The 17,590-nt window shown below is 70.5% G+C and carries 22 protein-coding genes and 2 pseudogenes; 16 read left to right on the top strand and 8 right to left on the bottom strand.

Annotated elements, in window-relative coordinates; translation table 11 throughout:
- Positions 1-34 precede the first annotated feature (34 nt).
- The 4 genes from OHB00_RS23990 to OHB00_RS23975 all read right to left on the bottom strand — a co-directional run bounded on the left by OHB00_RS23990 (position 35) and on the right by OHB00_RS23975 (position 3,715).
- Positions 35-295 carry a hypothetical protein gene (locus OHB00_RS23990; protein ID WP_406437422.1) on the bottom strand — a complete coding sequence of 87 codons (261 nt, stop codon included), beginning with the start codon at positions 293-295 and terminating at the stop codon, positions 35-37.
- A gap of 39 nt (positions 296-334) precedes the next feature.
- Positions 335-1,477, bottom strand: a complete 1,143-nt coding sequence (locus tag OHB00_RS23985; protein ID WP_406437420.1) for a S1C family serine protease — start codon at positions 1,475-1,477, stop codon at positions 335-337.
- 328 nt (positions 1,478-1,805) lie between these two features.
- The gene (locus tag OHB00_RS23980; protein ID WP_406437418.1) at positions 1,806-2,828 is read right to left on the bottom strand and encodes a LacI family DNA-binding transcriptional regulator; all 1,023 of its coding nucleotides are present in this window, start codon (positions 2,826-2,828) and stop codon (positions 1,806-1,808) included.
- A gap of 107 nt (positions 2,829-2,935) precedes the next feature.
- Positions 2,936-3,715, bottom strand: coding sequence for a response regulator transcription factor (locus OHB00_RS23975; RefSeq protein ID WP_406437416.1), 780 nt, complete (start codon positions 3,713-3,715; stop codon positions 2,936-2,938).
- Between the two features lie 179 nt (positions 3,716-3,894).
- Between OHB00_RS23975 and OHB00_RS23970 the strand changes: the two genes are divergently transcribed.
- From OHB00_RS23970 to OHB00_RS23935, 8 genes are all read left to right on the top strand, one after another.
- Positions 3,895-4,731, top strand: coding sequence for an alpha/beta hydrolase (locus OHB00_RS23970; RefSeq protein ID WP_406437414.1), 837 nt, complete (start codon positions 3,895-3,897; stop codon positions 4,729-4,731).
- Between the two features lie 62 nt (positions 4,732-4,793).
- Positions 4,794-5,048: a MoaD/ThiS family protein gene (locus OHB00_RS23965; protein ID WP_093501288.1), complete on the top strand. Its 255-nt coding sequence runs from the start codon at positions 4,794-4,796 to the stop codon at positions 5,046-5,048.
- Positions 5,049-5,057: 9 nt separating this feature from the next.
- Positions 5,058-6,128, top strand: a complete 1,071-nt coding sequence (locus OHB00_RS23960; protein ID WP_406437412.1) for a hypothetical protein — start codon at positions 5,058-5,060, stop codon at positions 6,126-6,128.
- Between the two features lie 406 nt (positions 6,129-6,534).
- Entirely contained in the window at positions 6,535-7,272 is a 738-nt protein-coding gene (locus OHB00_RS23955) for a DUF2993 domain-containing protein (RefSeq protein WP_406437410.1), read from the top strand.
- 201 nt (positions 7,273-7,473) lie between these two features.
- Complete coding sequence (locus OHB00_RS23950) at positions 7,474-7,554, top strand: Ms5788A family Cys-rich leader peptide (protein ID WP_350751515.1); 81 nt, start codon at positions 7,474-7,476, stop codon at positions 7,552-7,554.
- A gap of 119 nt (positions 7,555-7,673) precedes the next feature.
- Positions 7,674-8,513 (top strand): sulfurtransferase, encoded by an 840-nt coding sequence (locus OHB00_RS23945; protein WP_406437408.1) that lies wholly within the window; start codon positions 7,674-7,676, stop codon positions 8,511-8,513.
- Positions 8,514-8,570: 57 nt separating this feature from the next.
- On the top strand, positions 8,571-8,858 hold the full coding sequence (locus OHB00_RS23940; protein WP_093501297.1) for a DUF1416 domain-containing protein: 288 nt from the start codon (positions 8,571-8,573) through the stop codon (positions 8,856-8,858).
- Positions 8,859-9,462: 604 nt separating this feature from the next.
- Positions 9,463-9,726, top strand: a complete 264-nt coding sequence (locus tag OHB00_RS23935) for a DUF3099 domain-containing protein (protein WP_406437407.1) — start codon at positions 9,463-9,465, stop codon at positions 9,724-9,726.
- A 12-nt stretch (positions 9,727-9,738) separates the two neighbouring features.
- Here the strand turns inward: OHB00_RS23935 and OHB00_RS23930 are convergent, their stop codons facing one another.
- The gene (locus OHB00_RS23930; protein WP_406437405.1) at positions 9,739-10,644 is read right to left on the bottom strand and encodes an alpha/beta hydrolase; all 906 of its coding nucleotides are present in this window, start codon (positions 10,642-10,644) and stop codon (positions 9,739-9,741) included.
- Positions 10,645-10,685: 41 nt separating this feature from the next.
- On the opposite strand from OHB00_RS23930, the gene OHB00_RS23925 reads away from it, so the two are divergent.
- Positions 10,686-11,174 (top strand): MarR family winged helix-turn-helix transcriptional regulator, encoded by a 489-nt coding sequence (locus OHB00_RS23925; RefSeq protein ID WP_406437403.1) that lies wholly within the window; start codon positions 10,686-10,688, stop codon positions 11,172-11,174.
- Here the strand turns inward: OHB00_RS23925 and OHB00_RS23920 are convergent.
- Positions 11,171-11,533, bottom strand: a complete 363-nt coding sequence (locus OHB00_RS23920) for a DsrE family protein (protein WP_406437401.1) — start codon at positions 11,531-11,533, stop codon at positions 11,171-11,173. The two genes, OHB00_RS23925 and OHB00_RS23920, sit on opposite strands and share 4 nt — an antisense overlap.
- 72 nt (positions 11,534-11,605) lie before the next feature.
- Positions 11,606-11,974, bottom strand: coding sequence for a hypothetical protein (locus OHB00_RS23915; protein WP_406437399.1), 369 nt, complete (start codon positions 11,972-11,974; stop codon positions 11,606-11,608).
- A 176-nt stretch (positions 11,975-12,150) separates the two neighbouring features.
- Here OHB00_RS23915 and OHB00_RS23910 point away from each other — a divergent pair.
- The 3 genes and pseudogenes from OHB00_RS23910 (at position 12,151) to OHB00_RS23900 (ending at position 13,637) form a co-directional block, all read left to right on the top strand.
- Positions 12,151-12,991 (top strand): annotated as a pseudogene (locus OHB00_RS23910) (helix-turn-helix domain-containing protein).
- Entirely contained in the window at positions 12,973-13,245 is a 273-nt protein-coding gene (locus tag OHB00_RS23905) for a DUF397 domain-containing protein (protein ID WP_406437397.1), read from the top strand. Before OHB00_RS23910 ends, OHB00_RS23905 begins: the two are co-directional and overlap by 19 nt.
- Complete coding sequence (locus tag OHB00_RS23900) at positions 13,245-13,637, top strand: maleylpyruvate isomerase N-terminal domain-containing protein (RefSeq protein ID WP_406437395.1); 393 nt, start codon at positions 13,245-13,247, stop codon at positions 13,635-13,637. The genes OHB00_RS23905 and OHB00_RS23900 overlap by 1 nt, the downstream gene beginning before the upstream one ends.
- Here OHB00_RS23900 and OHB00_RS23895 read toward each other — a convergent pair.
- Positions 13,628-13,864, bottom strand: a pseudogene (locus tag OHB00_RS23895) (LysR family transcriptional regulator); the annotation flags it as partial. The gene OHB00_RS23900 and the pseudogene OHB00_RS23895 sit on opposite strands and share 10 nt — an antisense overlap.
- Positions 13,865-14,157: 293 nt before the next feature.
- Here OHB00_RS23895 and OHB00_RS23890 point away from each other — a divergent pair.
- The 4 genes from OHB00_RS23890 to OHB00_RS23875 all read left to right on the top strand — a co-directional run bounded on the left by OHB00_RS23890 (position 14,158) and on the right by OHB00_RS23875 (position 17,573).
- Positions 14,158-14,895 carry a hypothetical protein gene (locus OHB00_RS23890; RefSeq protein WP_406437394.1) on the top strand — a complete coding sequence of 246 codons (738 nt, stop codon included), beginning with the start codon at positions 14,158-14,160 and terminating at the stop codon, positions 14,893-14,895.
- Positions 14,892-15,908: a hypothetical protein gene (locus tag OHB00_RS23885; RefSeq protein ID WP_406437392.1), complete on the top strand. Its 1,017-nt coding sequence runs from the start codon at positions 14,892-14,894 to the stop codon at positions 15,906-15,908. The genes OHB00_RS23890 and OHB00_RS23885 overlap by 4 nt, the downstream gene beginning before the upstream one ends.
- Positions 15,905-16,765, top strand: a complete 861-nt coding sequence (locus OHB00_RS23880; protein WP_406437390.1) for a hypothetical protein — start codon at positions 15,905-15,907, stop codon at positions 16,763-16,765. Before OHB00_RS23885 ends, OHB00_RS23880 begins: the two co-directional genes overlap by 4 nt.
- Before the next feature lie 232 nt (positions 16,766-16,997).
- A complete protein-coding gene (locus OHB00_RS23875; protein WP_406437388.1) occupies positions 16,998-17,573 on the top strand; it encodes an FABP family protein in 576 nt (191 codons plus the stop codon).
- The last annotated feature ends 17 nt before the right edge of the window (positions 17,574-17,590 follow it).

Genomic DNA, 17,590 nt, shown 5'->3' with positions numbered 1-17,590 from the left:
TGTCGGGTATGCACGCTGGTGAGGCGGTACGCCCCTAGCCGCGCACCAGGGTCATGCGGCTCAGCGGAACCTTGCGCTGGTGCGGCCGGGCCGCGGACGTCCGCAGCCCCATCAGCTGCGGGGCCGACGCCACCTCCGGGGCGCGCGGGGCCGACGCCACCTCCGGGGCGCGCGGGGCCGGGGTCGGTGCCACCACCGCCTCGGTCGGTGCGTGGAGCTCGTACGCCACGGCAAGGGCCAGGCTGAACCCGGCCGGGCTGTCGGCGGCCATCGTGTGCGAAACCTGCTTGATCATGACGTACTCCCTTGCTCTGGTGCTCTGGTGCCGGGTGGTTCAGCTGGTGGAGCCGGCCCGCAGCTTGGCCAGGTCGGACTTCACGGTGTTGATCGGGATGGCGAAGCCAAGGCCGACGCTGCCCGCGTCCGAGGAGGACGACGAGGAGTCGGAACTGGCCGAGTACATCGCGGAGTTGATGCCGACGATGTTGCCGCTGGCGTCGATCAGCGCGCCGCCGGAGTTGCCGGGGTTGAGGGACGCGTCGGTCTGGATCGCCTTGTAGGTCGTGGTGGACGAGCCGGTGTCGCCGTTGAACTGCTGGCCGCCGAAGGAGAACGGCCACTGGCCGCTGCCGTCGCCCTGCTGTTGCTGCTGGCCCTCGTCGGTGGAGACGGTGACGTCCCGGTTGAGCGCGGAGACGATGCCGCTGGTGACGGTGCCGGTCAGGCCCTCGGGCGAGCCGATCGCCACGACCTGGTCGCCGACCTGGACCCCGTCGGAGTTGCCGAGGGTGGCGGCCGTGAGGCCGGAGGCGCCCTGGAGCTTGAGGAGGGCGAGGTCCTTGGCGCTGTCGGTGCCGACGACCGTGGCGGTGTACGACTTGCCGTTGCTGGTCGTCACCTTGATCGACTGAGCGCCGGAGATGACGTGGTTGTTGGTGACGATCTCGCCGTTGCTGGTGATGATCACACCGGAGCCGGTGGAGGTGCCGTTGCTGAGGGTCGCGTTGACCTCGACGACGCTCGGGCTGACCCTGGCGGCGATCGTGGCGACGTCGCCCTTCTTGCTGGAGGGCACCACGCTGGTGGTGGTGCTGCTGGAGACGACGTCGTTCTTGCCGGTCAGCTCCTGGAAGGCGTACGCGGTGCCGCCGCCGACGGCCGCCGCGACGATCGCGACCGCGGCGAGCAGGGCTATCGGGCCCCGGGTGCTCTTCTTCTTGGCGTGGGCCGAGTACTCCGAGTGCTCCGCCGGGTGCTCCGCGTCGGTGCCGACGGTGGGGAGTACGGCCGTACCGCCGCCGTGGCCGCCCTGGCCGGCGTCGACCGTCGGCTGGTGGGCGGGCGGGGGAGGCCACTCCGGGTTCACGGGGGAGGGGGAAGAGGCGTGCTGCTGCTGGGGGTACGCGCCCTGGTAGGCGTCACCCTGGGGACCCTGCGGGTTCTCGTACTCGCCGCTGCGGCGGAAGCTCTCGGTCATGACAAGTAGCTTGTCCCGTGACCATGAGAGCTCCCTGAGTGCCCGCTGAGAACGCCGCGAGAAGCTCGTTTGCCCGATATAAAGAACCTTCTCGCAGGTCGCGGCCGGTTCTCAGACGAGGTTCATGAAGCCTTTGCTGTGAGTCCGCGAGTTTGGCGGGTGCGGGCCGGTGGGGGCTGGTCGCGCCCACGCGGCGGAGCCGCATATCGATACAGCCCCGCGCCCCTTTGGGGGCGCGGGGAACTGCGCGAGCAATCACGACGCACCTGCGGTCAAAGAACGACCCGCACCACGGTCGGAAAACCACTGCGCACCCGCGGCCGAAGAACTACGCGCACCCGCAGGACCCACGCACCACCAGCCTCGAAGGAAACGTCTTCAGACGCTCCCTCCGCGACCCGGCCACCCGCAGCCCGTCGTCCAGGACCAGGTCCACCGCCGCGCGGGCCATCGCCGGGCGGTCGGAGGCGATCGTCGTCAGCGGGGGATCCGCGAGCGCCGCCTCCTTGATGTCGTCGAAGCCCGCCACCGCCAGCTCCCCCGGCACCTCGATCCGCAGCTCCCGCGCCGCCCGCAGCACGCCGAGTGCCTGGTCGTCGGTGGAGCAGAAGATCGCCGGGGGACGGTGGGGGCCGGAGAGGATGTCAAGGGCGACCCGGTACGCGTCGTACCTGTTGTACGGCGCCTCGAACAGCCGGCCCTCCGTGGGCAGGTCCGCCTCTGCCATGGCGCGTCGCCAGCCCTCGACGTGGTCGGAGACCGGGTCGCCGACGGCCGGCGTGTCCGCCGTACCGCCCATACAGGCCACGTAGTCGTAGCCGTGCTCCAGCAGATGGCGGACGGCGAGCTGGGCGCCGCCGAGGTCGTCCGTCACCACCGCCACGTCGTCGATCGCCTCCGGCCGCTCGTGGAGCAGCACCACCCGGGCGTCCCAGGCCTCGATCTCGGCGGCCGCCGAGTCGTTCAGCGCGTGGGAGACGAGGATGAGGCCCGAGACCCGCATCCCGAGGAACGCGCGCAGGTAGTGGACCTCGCGCTCGCCGACGTAGTCGGTGTTGCCGACCAGCACCATCTTTCCGCGCTCGGACGCCGCCTGCTCGACCGCGTGCGCCATCTCGCCGAAGAACGGCTGGCGGGCGTCCGGGATGATCAGACCTATGAGGTCGGTGCGCCGGGACGCCATCGCCTGGGCGACCCGGTCGGGGCGGTACCCCAGCTCCTTGATCGCGGCGAGGACGCGCTCGCGCGTTGCCGGGGCGACCGGCCGGGGTCCGTTGTTGATGACATAACTGACGACGGCGGTGGAAGTCCCCGCCAGCCGCGCCACATCATCCCGAGTCACCTTGGCCACGCGCGGAGTCTACGCGGATGGACCGGCTCTGGGCAGGGCGAATCGAGCCTTCGCTTGCGGAAGCAATGCCCCGTCCGGGCGACGGCCATGCCTCGCCCGGACGACGACTACGCCTCCGTCGGCACCTCGACCGCGTCCAGGGCCGCCGATGCGTCCGCATCCTCCGGCTTTGGCCGGTCCGCGTGCGCCTTGGCCGTGTCACCGGCCCGGTCGCCCTTCTCGGGTGTAACGAATCGATAACCGACGTTCCGGACGGTTCCGATCAAGGACTCGTGCTCCACGCCGAGCTTGGCGCGCAGCCGTCGTACGTGCACGTCGACGGTCCGGGTGCCGCCGAAGTAGTCGTACCCCCAGACCTCCTGCAGCAGCTGTGCGCGAGTGAACACCCGGCCGGGGTGCTGGGCGAGGTATTTCAGCAGCTCGAACTCCTTGAAGGTGAGGTCGAGGACCCGTCCCTTCAGTTTCGCGCTGTAGGTCGCCTCGTCCACCGACAGGTCGCCGTTGCGGATCTCCATGGGCGAGTCGTCGTTGACGATCTGCTGGCGGCCCATGGCGAGCCGCAGCCGCGCCTCGACCTCGGCGGGGCCCGCGGTGTCGAGGAGTACGTCGTCGATGCCCCAGTCGGCGGTGACGGCGGCGAGCCCGCCCTCCGTCACGACCAGGATCAGCGGACAGCCGGGGCCGGTCGAGCGGAGCAGCTGGCAGAGGCTGCGGACCTGCGGGAGGTCGCGGCGGCCGTCGATCAGGATGACGTCGGCGCCCGGGGTGTCGACGAGGGCGGGTCCCTCGGCCGGGGCGACCCGCACGTTGTGCAGGAGCAGGCCGAGGGCCGGCAGCACCTCTGTCGATGGCTGGAGGGCGTTGGTCAGGAGCAGCAGAGAACTCATATGTCTGGTTCCTCCTCGGTCCCTGCGAGGACTGTGTGCAATGACACTGCGCTGCGCTCCCGAGATTCCATACACCGGCGGTCACCTGGAGTTTCCCGCTTCGTATACAACCCTTACGAAAGCACAAAAGGACCCGGTGGCGGCGCTGCCCGAGTCCTCTGCCCAGCAGAATAGCCCACATGAGCATCGGTTCGGCAGGTCATGTGGCCCGTTCCACCGTTCGTCCGGCATATGAGACGAGCAGAAACGCCCCTATGCGGACGTTTCTGCGCACGGACGACGGGGTTTCCATCGATTCCGTATACGATCCCGCCTCCGCCGTATACGACGGCTCCCGGCCACCTTCCAGTGACCTGGTGTTCGTCATGGCCCACGGTTTCACGGGAGACGTGGACCGGCCACACGTACGACGGGTGGTGGCCGCCCTGACGGATCACGCGCCGGTGGTCAGCTTCTCCTTCCGCGGTCACGGCCGGTCCGCCGGCCGCACCACCGTCGGCGACCGCGAGGTCCTCGACCTGGCGGCGGCGGTGGCGTGGGCCCGGGACCTCGGCCACACGCGCGTGGTCACCGTCGGCTTCTCGATGGGCGGCTCGGTGGTCCTGCGGCACGCGGCGCTGCGCCCCGGTGTGGACGCCGTGGTCTCCGTGTCGTCCCCCGCCCGCTGGTACTACCGGGGCACCGCCCCCATGCGCCGCGTCCACTGGCTGGTCACCAGGCCGGAGGGACGGCTGGTCGGCCGCTACGGCTTCCGCACCCGTATCCACCACCGCGACTGGGACCCGGTGCCGCTCTCCCCGGTGGAGGCGGTGCCGAAGATCGCCCCGACCCCGCTGCTGATCGTGCACGGCGACAGCGACGGCTACTTCCCCGTCGACCACCCCCGGATGCTGGCCGACGCGGCGGGCGGCGCCGCCGAGCTCTGGCTGGAGCCGGGCATGGGCCATGCCGAACACGCGGCGAGCGACCGGCTGCTGGCCAGGATCGGCGACTGGGCGGCCGCCCGGGCGGGCTAGCCTGACCCTGTACACAGGTACACAGCCGACTGAATGTTCTATCGAGTCTCTTGAGGAACCGGATGCCCAAGGTCACGGTGCGCTACTGGGCCGCCGCGAAGGCAGCGGCCGGCATCGCCGAGGAGCCGTACGACGCGGACACCCTCGCCGAGGCGCTGGCCGCGGTGCGCACGCGACACCCCGGGGAACTGGCGCGCGTCCTGCGGCGATGCTCCTTCCTCATCGACGGTGACCCCGTGGGCACGCGCGGACATGAGACGGTACGGCTGGCCGAGGGCGGCACGGTCGAGGTGCTCCCGCCGTTCGCAGGAGGGTGAGCGAGAGCGATGACCAACCAGCCGTACGAGGGCTACGACCCCTACCAGCAGCAGCCCCCCGCCCAGCCGCAGTGGGGGTACGACGAGCAGCAGTACGCCACCCAGCAGTGGCAGGGGCAGACCTGGGAGACGCAGACGCACGCCCCGGTGCAGGAGGCCCCCGCCACGCCTTCGGCGGCCGCCGAGGCGGCGTACACGCCACCGCGGTCGTACGAGCGGCCGTACGTCACCGAGCAGCCGCAGGCGTACAGCGCGCCGCAGGCCGCCCCGGCCGCGGCCCCCGCCGCCGAACCCGACACGGGCTACGGCCCCGCGACCCTGTCGGGCAACGCCCGGATCACCGACGCCCAGCGGGCCCGGCTCGAAGGCCGCTCGCCGATCATCGAGCCGGGCATGCAGCCGGCGCTGCTCACGGCGGTGCTGGGGCTGCTGCTCGCGGTGGCGGCGCCGGTCTCCTCGTACGCCCTGGTCGTCCCGCTGGTGATCCTCCAGGCCGTGACGGCGGCGGGCTGGTTCCGCCTGAACGGCATGTGGCCGGCCCGGCAGGGCATCGCGCTCGCCTTCCTGGGCGGGGTCACGGCGGACGTGACGGTCCTGGTGGCGGGCCGCGACCAGGCCCCGGCGGCGATCCTCGGCCCGCTGGGCGTGTGGGTGCTGCTCACCCTCGTCCTGCAGCTCCGCTCGCACGCGGACCCCGACACCCGGATGTACGGCCTGATGGCCACGGTCGCCTCCTCCGCACTGGCGATCATCGCGACCGGTTACCTGGGCGCGGACCCCGACGCGGTGTCGGTCGGCGCGGTCGCGGTCGCGGTGGCGGTCCTGGCACGGGCGCTGCCGCTGCCGACCCCGGCCTCGGTGGCCGTGTCCCTGCTGGCGGCCGCCGGGGCGGGCATCGCCGTGGGCGGCATGACGGGGCTGGGCACGAAGGGCGCGCTGATCGGAGCGGCGGCCGCGGTCTGCGCCCTCGTCGGCCACCGCGCGGCGAGCTACGACTACCCGTCGAGGTTCGTCCACTTCACGGCAGGCGTGGCGCTCCCGCTGACGGCGGCGGCACCGGTGGTCTGGATCCTGCACTAGCTTTCCCGCCCACCCACCCGTCTCGGTTGCTGAAGCGGCGAGGTCGAAAGGCCTCTCCCGCCCACCCACCCGTCTCGGTTGGTGAAGCGGCGAGGTCGAAAGGCCTCTCCCGCCCACCCACCCGTCTCGGTTGGTGAAGCGGCGAGGTCGAAGAGAAGCGGTCGAGCTTCGAACACCGGTTGGGCAGCGCCCCGTAAGGGGCGCGGGGAACTGCGCGACCAGCCCCCACCGGGCCCGCGCCCGAACACCGACCGGCGCCCGATGCGGGGGTCTGGGGGCGGCCGCCCCCAGAACCGCGGCCGCCCCCCACTGTCACAGCTGCTCGACAATCCCCCGTCGGCCCGCTCCCGCAGGGTTAGCGTGTCGGGACCGTCCTGAGCACCCGACCCCTGGGGAAACCGACCACATGCGTGCCCTGCGTATCTTTCTGATCGTTGTCGTCGTCATCGGCGTCCTCTTCGTGATCGTCGACCGGGTCGCCGTGCACTTCGCCCAGGGCGAGGCCGCCGACAAGCTGAAGACGACGGAGGACCTCGCGAGCACCCCCGACGTCTCCATCAAGGGCTTCCCGTTCCTCACCCAGGTCGCGAGCGGCACCCTCGACGACGTCCATGTCGGCATCAAGGAGTACGACGCCACCACCGGCACCGCCGGCAAGACCATCCGTGTCGAGGACCTGAACGCCGACATGAAGGACGTCACCTTCACCGGCGACTACAGCTCCGCCACCGCGAAGACCGCCACCGGCACCGCGCTCGTCTCCTACGGCGAGCTGCTGAAGAACGCCCAGACGGCACCCGCCGACCTGGGTCTCGGCTTCACCGGCCAGGTCGTCGGTCTCGCCGACGGCGGCAACGGCAAGATCAAGGTCACCGTCGACGTCAAGGTCCCCGGCGTCAGCGCCCACCAGAAGGTGACCGTCCTGAGCACGGTCACCGTCAGGAACAACACCGTGCAGGTGCACGCCGACAACCTCCCCAAGCTCGCCGGTGTCAGCCTCGCCGAGGACCGCTTCCGCCAGGCCTCCGACTTCCGGCAGGCGATCGACCAGCTCCCCGGCGGCATCAAGCTGGCCAAGGTGGAGGCCGTGCAGGACGGTGTGGAGATCGCGGTGAAGGGTTCGAACGTCAAGCTGGCCGGGTAGGAAGCGGCACGGCGGGGACCGGCGCTGTTCCAGCACGCGAGACGGCTGCGTCCGTACAGTAGATGTGATGACCGATACAGGAGCCCGGCCGCCCCGGAACCACCCCCCGGGCCCTCATCTCGTCTCACAGTTCGGACGATCGCGTCTCACCATACGACATGCCGGTGACATGCCCGCTTATCCGTCCCTACGATCGAGCCCATGAAGCGTCAGGCGGATCTCACGAAGCGGCGGGCAGTCGACCTGTGCCGCGTCGCCGCCATGCTCTGTCGCCCCTTCTGACGGCGGAGGCCGCTGCCTCCGCATCCCCCTGCCCTCCCACGCCGAGGGCATTCGTGCGCGCCGACGCGCACCCACCGCACTCGCACGCCCCGCCGCAACTGCCCCGGAGGAGAAAGAGCATGAGCCGCAGCGACGTCCTGGTCGACGCCGACTGGGTCCAGGACAACCTGGACAACCCCGAGATCGCGATCGTGGAGGTGGACGAGGACACGTCCGCCTACGAGAAGAACCACATCCGCAACGCGATCCGCATCGACTGGACCAAGGACCTGCAGGACCCGGTCCGCCGCGACTTCATCGACCAGGAGGGCTTCGAGAAGCTCCTGTCGGCGAAGGGGATCGCCAACGACACGCTGGTGATCCTCTACGGCGGCAACAACAACTGGTTCGCGTCCTACGCCTACTGGTACTTCAAGCTCTACGGCCACGAGAACGTCAAGCTCCTCGACGGCGGCCGCAAGAAGTGGGAGCTGGACGCCCGCGAGCTGGTCGAGGAGGTCCCGGAGCGCACCGAGACCACCTACAAGGCCAAGCCGCAGAACACCGCGATCCGCGCCTTCCGTGACGACGTCGTGGCGGCCATCGGCTCGCAGAACCTCGTCGACGTCCGTTCGCCCGACGAGTTCAGCGGCAAGCTGCTCGCGCCGGCCCACCTGCCGCAGGAGCAGTCGCAGCGTCCGGGCCACGTCCCGTCCGCCCGCAACATCCCGTGGTCGAAGAACGCCAACGACGACGGCACCTTCAAGTCGGACGACGAGCTCAAGGAGCTCTACGCCGAGGAGCAGGTGGACCTCGCCAAGGACACCATCGCGTACTGCCGCATCGGCGAGCGCTCGGCCCTGACCTGGTTCGTCCTGCACGAGCTGCTCGGTGTCGAGAACGTCAAGAACTACGACGGCTCCTGGACCGAGTACGGCAGCCTCGTGGGCGTCCCGATCGAGCTCGGCGCCAACAAGTAGGACCCCCGGCAAGACCCTCAGCCCGACCTTTCAAGACCCCATCCTCAGGAGTACGACATGTGTGGAGCGAAGGCCGGCGGCCCGGACCCCTCGACGATCAAGCCCGGTGAGACCACGATCCAGGGTCAGGTGACGAAGGACGGCGAGCCCGTGGTCGGCTACGTCCGCCTGCTCGACTCGACCGGCGAGTTCACCGCGGAGGTCCCCACCTCCGCCACCGGACAGTTCCGCTTCTACGCGGCGGAGGGCACCTGGACCGTCCGCGCCCTCGTCCCCGGCGCCACCGCCGACCGCACGGTCGTCGCCCAGCAGGGCGGCCTGGCCGAGGTCGCGATCGCGGTCTGAGCAGAGCGGCAACACGACGGCCGAGGGCCGCACCCCGGGGGCCCAACCCCCTGGGCGCGGCCCTCCGCCGTACCCACCCCGTGGTTTCCGTCGTGGCGCCGGAGTGGCTGTGCCGACCTACCCTGGATGCATGCTGGCCCGTCGTCGTCGCGTGGGTTCCTCTTGACGCGTCCCTCGCACTGCTTCGCAGGCTTCGGGTCGCTGCGCCGGACTCCGTCCGTCGGCCCTGCCCCGTACGCACGTTTCCGTCGTGGCGCCGGAGTGGCTGTGCCGACCTACCCTGGGTGCATGCTGGCCCGTCGTCGTCGCGTGGGTTCCTCCTGACGCGTCCCTCGCACTGCTTCGCAGGCTTCGGGTCGCTGCGCCGGACTCCGTCCGTCGGCCCTGCCCCGTACGCACGTTTCCGTCGTGGCGCCGGAGTGGCTGTGCCGACCTACCCTGGATGCATGCTGGCCCGTCGTCGTCGCGTGGGTTCCTCCTGACGCGTCCCTCGCACTGCTTCGCAGGCTTCGGGTCGCTGCGCCGGACTCCGTCCGTCGGCCCTGCCCCGTACGCACGTTTCCGTCGTGGCGCCGGAGTGGCTGTGCCGACCTACCCTGGATGCATGCTGGCCCGTCGTCGTCGCGTCTACTTCGTCATGATGGGGATCTGCATCGGTCTCTTCGTCCTGGCGTGGGGGGTCGTGCGTCTCTGGTCGGTTCCCGCCGCGGTGGGGATGTGCGTGGTGGCCATGGTGATTCCGCCGGTCGCCGCGATGGTCGCCAACCGCCGGGGGCCCGACGACCGCTGGTGGGACGACCCCTCGGGTGATCCCAAGTCCGACGAGTGGTGGGACGAGCTGGACGGGAAGAAGCCCCCGAGGTCCTAGCTGCTGCTCCGCCTACGCGCTCGCGGTGCTGATGCGCTGGGTGAGGAAGAGTGCCGCGCGGTCCAGTGCCTCGTCGGCCTCGTCGAGGACGCCGGCGTACGCCTGGAACACGTGCGGTACGTCGGCGGTGATGTCGAGGACGACGTCCACTCCCGCGGCTCGCGCCCGTTCGGCCATGCGCGTGGAGTCGTCCAGGAGGACTTCGTTGGTACCCGCCTGGAGCAGAATCGGCGGGAGGCCGGCCGGGTCGGCGAGGACGGCCGGGCTGAGCAGCTGGTGGTGGGGGTCCTGCCCCGCGAGGTACATGGCCCCGGTGTGTTCCAGGGTCTCCCGGGTGAAGAAGGGGTCGATGCCCGCCTTGGTGTCCATGCTCTCGCCGGTCCGGGTCGCGTCGAGTCCCGGCGAGAACGCCACGATCGCCGCGGGCATCGGGAGGCCCGCGTCACGGGCGGCGAGACAGGTGGTGATGGACAGGCCACCGCCGGCGGAGTCGCCGGCGAACGCCACGCCCGAAGGGTCCGTGCCGCTGTCGAGCAGGGCACGGTAGGCGCTCAGCCCGTCCTCGATCGCGGCCGGGAACGGGTGCTCGGGGGCGAGCCGGTAGTCCAGCGAGAAGGCCCTGAAGCCGGTTCTGACCACGAGATTGCCCGTCAGTGACAGCGCGGTCTCGGGGGAGCCGAACACGAAGCCGCCGCCGTGGAAGTACATAAGTGTCCCGGCCCGTGGCTCCTCGGCGGCTTCGACGAGCAGCGCGGGGCGCGGGCCCAGCGTCGTGGCCGTGGTGCGGATCCCCGCCGGGACGATCATCTCGGCCATCAGCGCCCTGAACCCGGCCCGGATCCCCTCCACCGACGGGGTCCCCACGGGACGTGGCTGTCGCAGCCTCGCGTCGAGCAGCGCACGTTGTTCCTTGCTCATCCCTGCTCCCCTCTGAAGTGCATGCCGCTACACTATATGCCGTGGCATATAGATCGGGTGACGACGGCGCCGACCTCCTGGGTCTCTTCCATGACCTCGTCCGTTGCGAGACGCGTCTGTACAACGCACTCAACGACCGTCTCCGGGAGCGGCACGGGATCGTCACGTCGCAGTTCGAGCTGCTGCGTCACCTGCGGGACCGTCCCGGGTCCCGGGTGGCGGACCTCGCCGCCGCGTTCGCCATCGGCATCGGGGCGACCAGCAAGGGTGTCGACCGTCTGGAGAAGCAGGGCTGGGTCGTCCGGCAGCCCAATCCCTCGGACCGCAGGTCGTCACTGCTGGCGCTCACCGGCGACGGCACGGCCCTCGTCGACGCGGCGGAGGCCACGGCCGGCGAGCGGCTCGCCGAACTCTTCGCCGGACTGCTCGCGGACACCCTCGGCGAGTCCGCCCTGCCGGCCGTCGCACAGGCCCTCTCGGACCTCCGCTCCACACTGGAACGCGACGACGTCGGCACCCCCACCGGCTAGTACACGAGGGCCTGCGTGGCGTCCGCCATCGCCTCCTGCACGAAGACCTGCGCGCCCGCGATGCGTACGCCCTCGATGACGTCCTTCTCCGTGATGTCGCGGCGGGCCGCGCACTGGGTGCAGAGGGTGACGCGACCGCCCGCGAGGAGGGAGTCGAGGAGGTCCGGCAGGGGGGCCGCGTGCGGGAGCTCGAACTCGGCGGCGCGGCCCGGCAGGGCGAACCACGCGGACTCGCCGGTCAGCCACAACGACACCTCGACGCCACTGGCCACGGCCACCGCCGCCACCGTGAACGCCTGCGAGCACCGCTCAGGGGCGTCCGCCCCCGCCGTCACCTTGATAACCAGCTTCTTCGCCATACGAGCAGCGTAGTCGCGGGAGAGTATCGGGGGTTTTCCCCTCGTGGACGGCACGGCGGAAGACCCGGCGGGTCACGGGTGCTCCGTCCGCTGGTGCTGGCGCAGCAGCACGTTGGCGTCGGTGGCCGCGCTGTGGTCGTGGGCGGCGCGGGCGGTCTCGCGGCGGCCGTCGAGGTGGCCGCACTCGGCGCAGCCGGGCACGGGGCGGGGCGGCCGGCTGAGGTCCTCGGGATCCGGCGGCACCGCCCACGTACGGTCGTTCGCCGCGCGCACGCCCGCACTCAGCCGCTCCCTGTCGGTGGCGGGCCGCAGCGTCGAGGGGTGGGCCTGCCACTCTCTCCCTCCCCCCACAGGACGCAGCATCGCGTACGGCCCCGACCGGTCCCGGTACTCGCCGACCTGGTCGGTGGCGGTGTCGTAGAGCAGGGTTCCGGGCTCCATGGCATTCGCTCCTTTTGTCCAACATCTATACGAAATGCGAGAGTTGGACTACTCTGCGTGTCGAGGCTGCTACGAGGATGGCCGGGAGACGGGGGCGGCGCGCCGAGGAGGACCGGTTCTTCCCCGTCTGGCGGCGCTAATTCCACACATTCCACGGCGAATCAGGGAGGGGCGCGGTGCCGCAGCGGCGCGTGGTGACGGGACGCAGTCAGGAGCCGAGGCAACGGTTCGCGGAGGAGCTGCGGTTGCTGCGGGCGGACAGGGGGGTGAGCTTAAAGGGGCTGGCCGAGGAACTGGGCTGGGACGCGTCCAACTTCGGGAAGATGGAGAGCGGGCGGACACTGGGGAGCCCGGAGGTCGTGGAGGCGCTGGATCAGTTCTATGGGACGCCTGGGCTGCTGCTGGCCTTGTGGGAGCTGGCGGTTGGGGATCCGTCGCAGTTCAAGGAGCAGTACCGGCGGTACATGGCGTTGGAGGCGGAGGCGGTGAGCTTGTGGCAGTACTCCGTGAGTAGGCCTCCAGGGTTGCTTCAGACGGGTGGGTACGCGCGCGAGGCGCTCGCGGCTGGTGGCTTGAAGGACGAAGAACTCGACCAGCAGGTCGATGCGCGTATCGGCCGTCGGACCGTGCTGGAGGGTGTAGATGCGCCGCCGTTTCGCGTCATTCTTTTCGAGGCGGCTCTGCGCAACTCGGCTAGGGATCCCCAGGATTGGCGTGTGCAACTGGAGTATCTGCTGGAGGCTGCCGGGCGCCCGAACGTCACTCCATGTGCTGCCGTTCGGCACCGGGCTGCACGGCTTGGACAGCACCGACACCATGTTCCTGCGTCTGCTTGACGGCCGCACTGTCGCCTATGCCGAAAACGACGTGCGGGGCGAACTCATCGAAGAAACAGGCAAGGTTGAGCGCCTGCACCGCACATATGATGACGTACGTGACCGGGCCCTGACCCCCGCCGAGTCGCGGACGTTCATCTTGCGAGCGTTGGAGGAAGTTCCGTGCGAGCCATCGACCTGAGCAATGTGACGTGGCGTAAAAGCAGCTACAGCAACTCCGACGGCGGAAACTGCATCGAAGTCTCCGACGACCTCCTCCGCGCCGCCACCTGGCACAAGAGCAGCTACAGCAACACGAGTGGCGGCGAGTGCATCGAAGTCGCCGCCGGTCTCCCCTCCCTCGTCCCCGTTCGTGACAGCAAGGACCCCTCCCGCGGTGCCCTCCTCTTCGAAGCCGCCGCGTGGTCGGCCTTCGTCGACGGCGTCAAACGCTGATGTTGGACTACGGCCTGGACACGTCCCGGTTGGATTCCGGCCTCGCTCTGCCCGGCCTGGTCGCCGAAGGCGATGAGCTCGACGCGCTGGTGTCGGCGCAGGACGACTGGTCCCTCCCCACGCCGGCGGCGGGCTGGACGATCGCGCACCAGATCGCTCACCTCGCGGCGGCCGATGCGAACGTCCTCGTCGCCCTGCGCACCCCCGACGCGTTCGACGCGGGCGGCCGGGACGCGGATCTCGTCGCCGCCGAGGGAGCGGCCAGACCCCGCTCGGCTTCTGCCTTCGGGTCACCCACCGCAGGTCCCTGGCCGGGACCGGCCTCACGGCGGTCGGCGCGGACGCGCGGACGTGGCTTGAGGTCGCTCGCGTCTTCCTCTGATCACCGGTAGGCGGCGACCGCCACCCGCAGGAACGACGGCAGCAACGGGTTGCCGTTCCTCTCGGCCCACGCCACCGCCGCCCGGCTCGGCGGCATGTCGACGACCGGCAGCACCGTGAGCCCGGCCCCCGGGTCGTGGCCGGCCAGTGTCATGCCGACCGTGCCGTTCCACAGCACCGCCTGCCGGCATTCCTGGACGGCCCGCACCACCGGCCCCGACCGGGTCTCCCCGCCGTCGGGTTCGTGCTGCTGCAGATCGGGGCGGTCCGGATCCACCTGCGGATGGGGGACCGTCAGGTCGCCCTCGACCTCACGCTCTTGCTCGTGGCGGGGGTGACTGTGTGGCCGGCGGCGGTGTCCTGATCGTAATTAATGCTTGTACAACTCATTGAGTCGACCATGAGTCTCCTGTGGCGCGCGGATCAAGGAATCCGCGCTCCCGTTGTGTACAGGGGGCCGAAATGGACGTACCAGACACACCGCCGGAACCCCGGCCAGAAGCGCCACCGGAAGCACCGCCGGAGACGCTTGTGCAAGCCACGCCCGAGGGCGGGCGAAAAGGGCGCCGTACCGTCGCGTTGATCGCCGGTGCCGCCGTGCTCGGCGTCGTGGCCGGTACCTGTGCCGGTTACCTCGTCCAGGCCGACCGTGAGCCCACCGCGCTGCCGCCCCTCTCCCAGCCGTCGCTCGCGCAGGCGAAGGGTGCCGGGCCGGAGCCGCTGTCGGCCGCCCAGGACCGGAAGGTGAAGGTCGACGGCGATCTGCGCAAGCTGCTGCTGAAGAAGCCGGGCGGGGCGCGCAAGGGGCTGGTCGAGGAGGGCGAGGACGGGTGGATGGACCTCGGCGAATACGCGGAGACGTACAAGTCTCCCGCGGGTGCCTTCCGGAACCTGGCCGCGGACAACGAGTTCCGCCGGGCCGCCGTCACCGACTGGCGTGAGGGCAGCACGTACAGCGTCGAGATCCGGCTGGTCCAGTTCCGCCAGGAGGAGAAGGGCGCGGAGGCCGCCGACGAGGCGAGCGACGGCTACTACTACGCCCAGCCGTCGGACGACTACGACACCGAGAGCTGGCCGATACCCGGCACGGGCGACGGCATGGCGTACGTCCACCCCAAGCCCGACACCTCCTACGGCGTGAGCCTGTACTCGGCGGAGGCGCACGCGTGGCGCGGGGACATCGAGATGCAGGTCTGGATCTACGACACGAAGCCGATCCCGAAGGCGAAGGTACTGGACCTGGCGAAGCGGCAGATGGAGCAACTGTGAGCGAGCACCCGCAAACCTCCAAGACCCCTGAGCCGACGGCCCCTGAGCCGACGGCCCCTGAGCCGACGGCCCCCGAGCCGACGCTCGCCGAGCCGACGGCCCCCGAGCCGACGCTCGCCGAGCCGACGCTCGCCGAGCCGACCGTCGTCGAGCCGGCGGCACGCGCCGAGTCGGCCCCCGCCACCCCGGCCCCTGCAGACCCTTCGGCCCCCGTCGAGCCCTTGGCCCCCCTGGACCCCCCGGCCCCCGTCGACGCCCCCGCCCCCGCCCCGAAGCGGCCGCGTGACCCCCGTCGTGTTGCCGCCCTCGTCGCCTCCGGCGTTCTGGCCCTGGCCGTTGTCGCCGCCGGAGCCGTCACCGTCGTCACCGTGCGCGGCGCCGACCGCGATCCCGGCGCTCCCGTCTGGAGCCTGCCGAAGGCTGCCAAGGAGACGAAGGCGGCCGCGGCCACCGGCCTCCAGGGGATGCTGCTGCCGTACAAGGCCGACACGTACGGGCGGGGCCCGGACATGGCCGAGTTCGGGTCGGACGCCGCGCTGACCGGCGCGCAGGCGACCCTGCTGCGCAAGGAGTCGGTCAAGGACCTGCCGCGTTCGCAGCGGCGGGAGCTGGAGCGGCAGATCGACCGGGACCCGGTCAAGGGCATGGCGATGCGCAGCTACATGAGCACGGACACCAGCCTGAGCTCCCCGTACACGATGGAGATCGTGCTGGCGCGGATGGGGAACCAGCGGACGGTCCGTTCCATGGCGGGCGTCCAGAAGGAGCTCTTCGACGCGCTGAAGGTGTTCCGCAAGGGCCCGGAGATCAAGGGGTACAAGGACTCGACCGCGTGCTTCCTGACGCCGGCCGACAAGGACGTGCACATCGACATGATGTTCTGCTCCGGCTACGTGGGCGACATCCTGGTCACCGCCACGGCCACCGCGGGCAAGCCGCTGGACAAGCAGAGCGCGGCGGACATGCTCCGCGCCCAGTTCGACCGTATCAAGGAGCCGGGGGCGGCCGTATGACCATGGAAGTGAACCAGCGGCCGGAGCCCGTCGCCGTCGTCGTCGCCGACGCCCCCGAGGCCGGCTCCGTGCCCCCTCAGAAGGAGCACAAGGACCGGCGGCTGCTGCGGGCCGCGCTCCGCTGGGGCTCCGCGGTGGCCGTCTTCGCCGTCGTCGGCTGCGGGACGGCGTACGGCATCACCCGCCTCGACCGCACCGACGTCCCCGGTCTCGCCACGCACTCCGACGGCCGCTGGGCGTACCCCGTCCTCGTGCGGCCCCCGCTGCCCTCCGGCAGCCCCGGCCCGAACGACGACGCCCGCAACCCGGCCGGCACCCACTTCGCCGACCTGCGCGAACTCGTCCTGCCCGCGCCGAAGGGCGCCACCGTCGACGCGTCGCTCAAGGGGACGGACGGCTGGCTGCCGACGAAGGGCTTCCTCGCCGAGTTCGCCACCGCGGACGACCGCGCCGAACTGCGCCAGACGCTCGTCGACAACGGCCTGCGGCACATCACCGCCCGCGGCTGGACCACCCCCGACGGCACGCACACCCGGATCTACCTGCTCCAGTTCGACACGGCCGCCGTCGCGGAGGCGATCCTCAACGGGAAGCTCATGAGCCAGGCGGCGCCGACCTACGCGCTGCGCGACGGCGACCTGTACGAACTCGACGGGAAGTTCCCGGACCCGGCCAGGATCGAGCACGTCCTGCTGGCGCCCTACACGGAGCTCAAGCCGTACGGCGCCCGGCAGGCCCGGCAGGCCTACCTGGCCTCCGGCGACACCGTCGGCGTGATCATCCAGTCCCGCAGGGGCAGCGCGCCCGCCGTCCCCTTCGAGCAGACGGTGACCCTGCAGAGCGAACTGCTGGACTGACCCCGCGGGGGTACACCTCGCCAAGAGGGCCGGGTCCGGGCCGCGTAAGCTGGGGCCCGGCTCTTGTACGTCCGCCCGTCCTCGCTCAAGGAGCACCCGTGGAAGCCTTCTTCGAAACCCTGCTGGTCCTGGTCTGCGTCGGCGTCATCGCCTTCGCCTGGCTGACCGTGAAGAAGCTGTACCAGGGCCAGCGCTGAACCGAGTCCGAGTCCGAGTCTAGGAACCACCACTCATGATCGAGATTCCGTCCGACCTCCACAAGGACCTGGTCCCGCTCGCCTTCCTGCTCGGCGACTGGGCCGGCGCGGGTGTCCACGACTTCCCGGGCTCGGAGAAGTGCAACTTCGGCCAGGAGGTCACCTTCAGCCACGACGGGCGGGACTTCCTGGAGTACCACTCCCAGAGCTGGGTGCTGGACCACGACGGGAACAAGGTCCGCCCGCTGGAGACCGAGCACGGCTTCTGGCGTATCGACGCGAACCGCAAGGTCGAGGTCACGATGGTCCGCGACGACGGCGTGATCGAGATCTGGTACGGCGAGATGGCCGACCAGAAGCCCCAGATCGACCTGGTCACGGACGCCGTGGCCCGTACGGCCGCCTCCGCCCCGTACAGCGGCGGCAAGCGCCTCTACGGCTACGTCAAGAGCGACCTGATGTGGGTCGGCGAGAAGCAGACCCCCGAGGTCGAGCTGCGCCCCTACATGTCGGCGCACCTGAAGAAGGTCGTCACCCCGGAGGACGTCGAGCGCTGGGCCAAGGCCCTCCCCGACGACATGCCGGACGACGGCATCGCGTTCTTCAAATAGTTCTGGATTTCAGAAGT

It is taken from the genome of Streptomyces sp. NBC_00631, from assembly GCF_045206895.1.
In the GTDB taxonomy this organism is placed as follows: domain Bacteria; phylum Actinomycetota; class Actinomycetes; order Streptomycetales; family Streptomycetaceae; genus Streptomyces.
The sequence above is the reverse complement of the archived record's forward strand: the minus strand, read 5'-3'. Positions and strand labels throughout refer to the sequence as shown.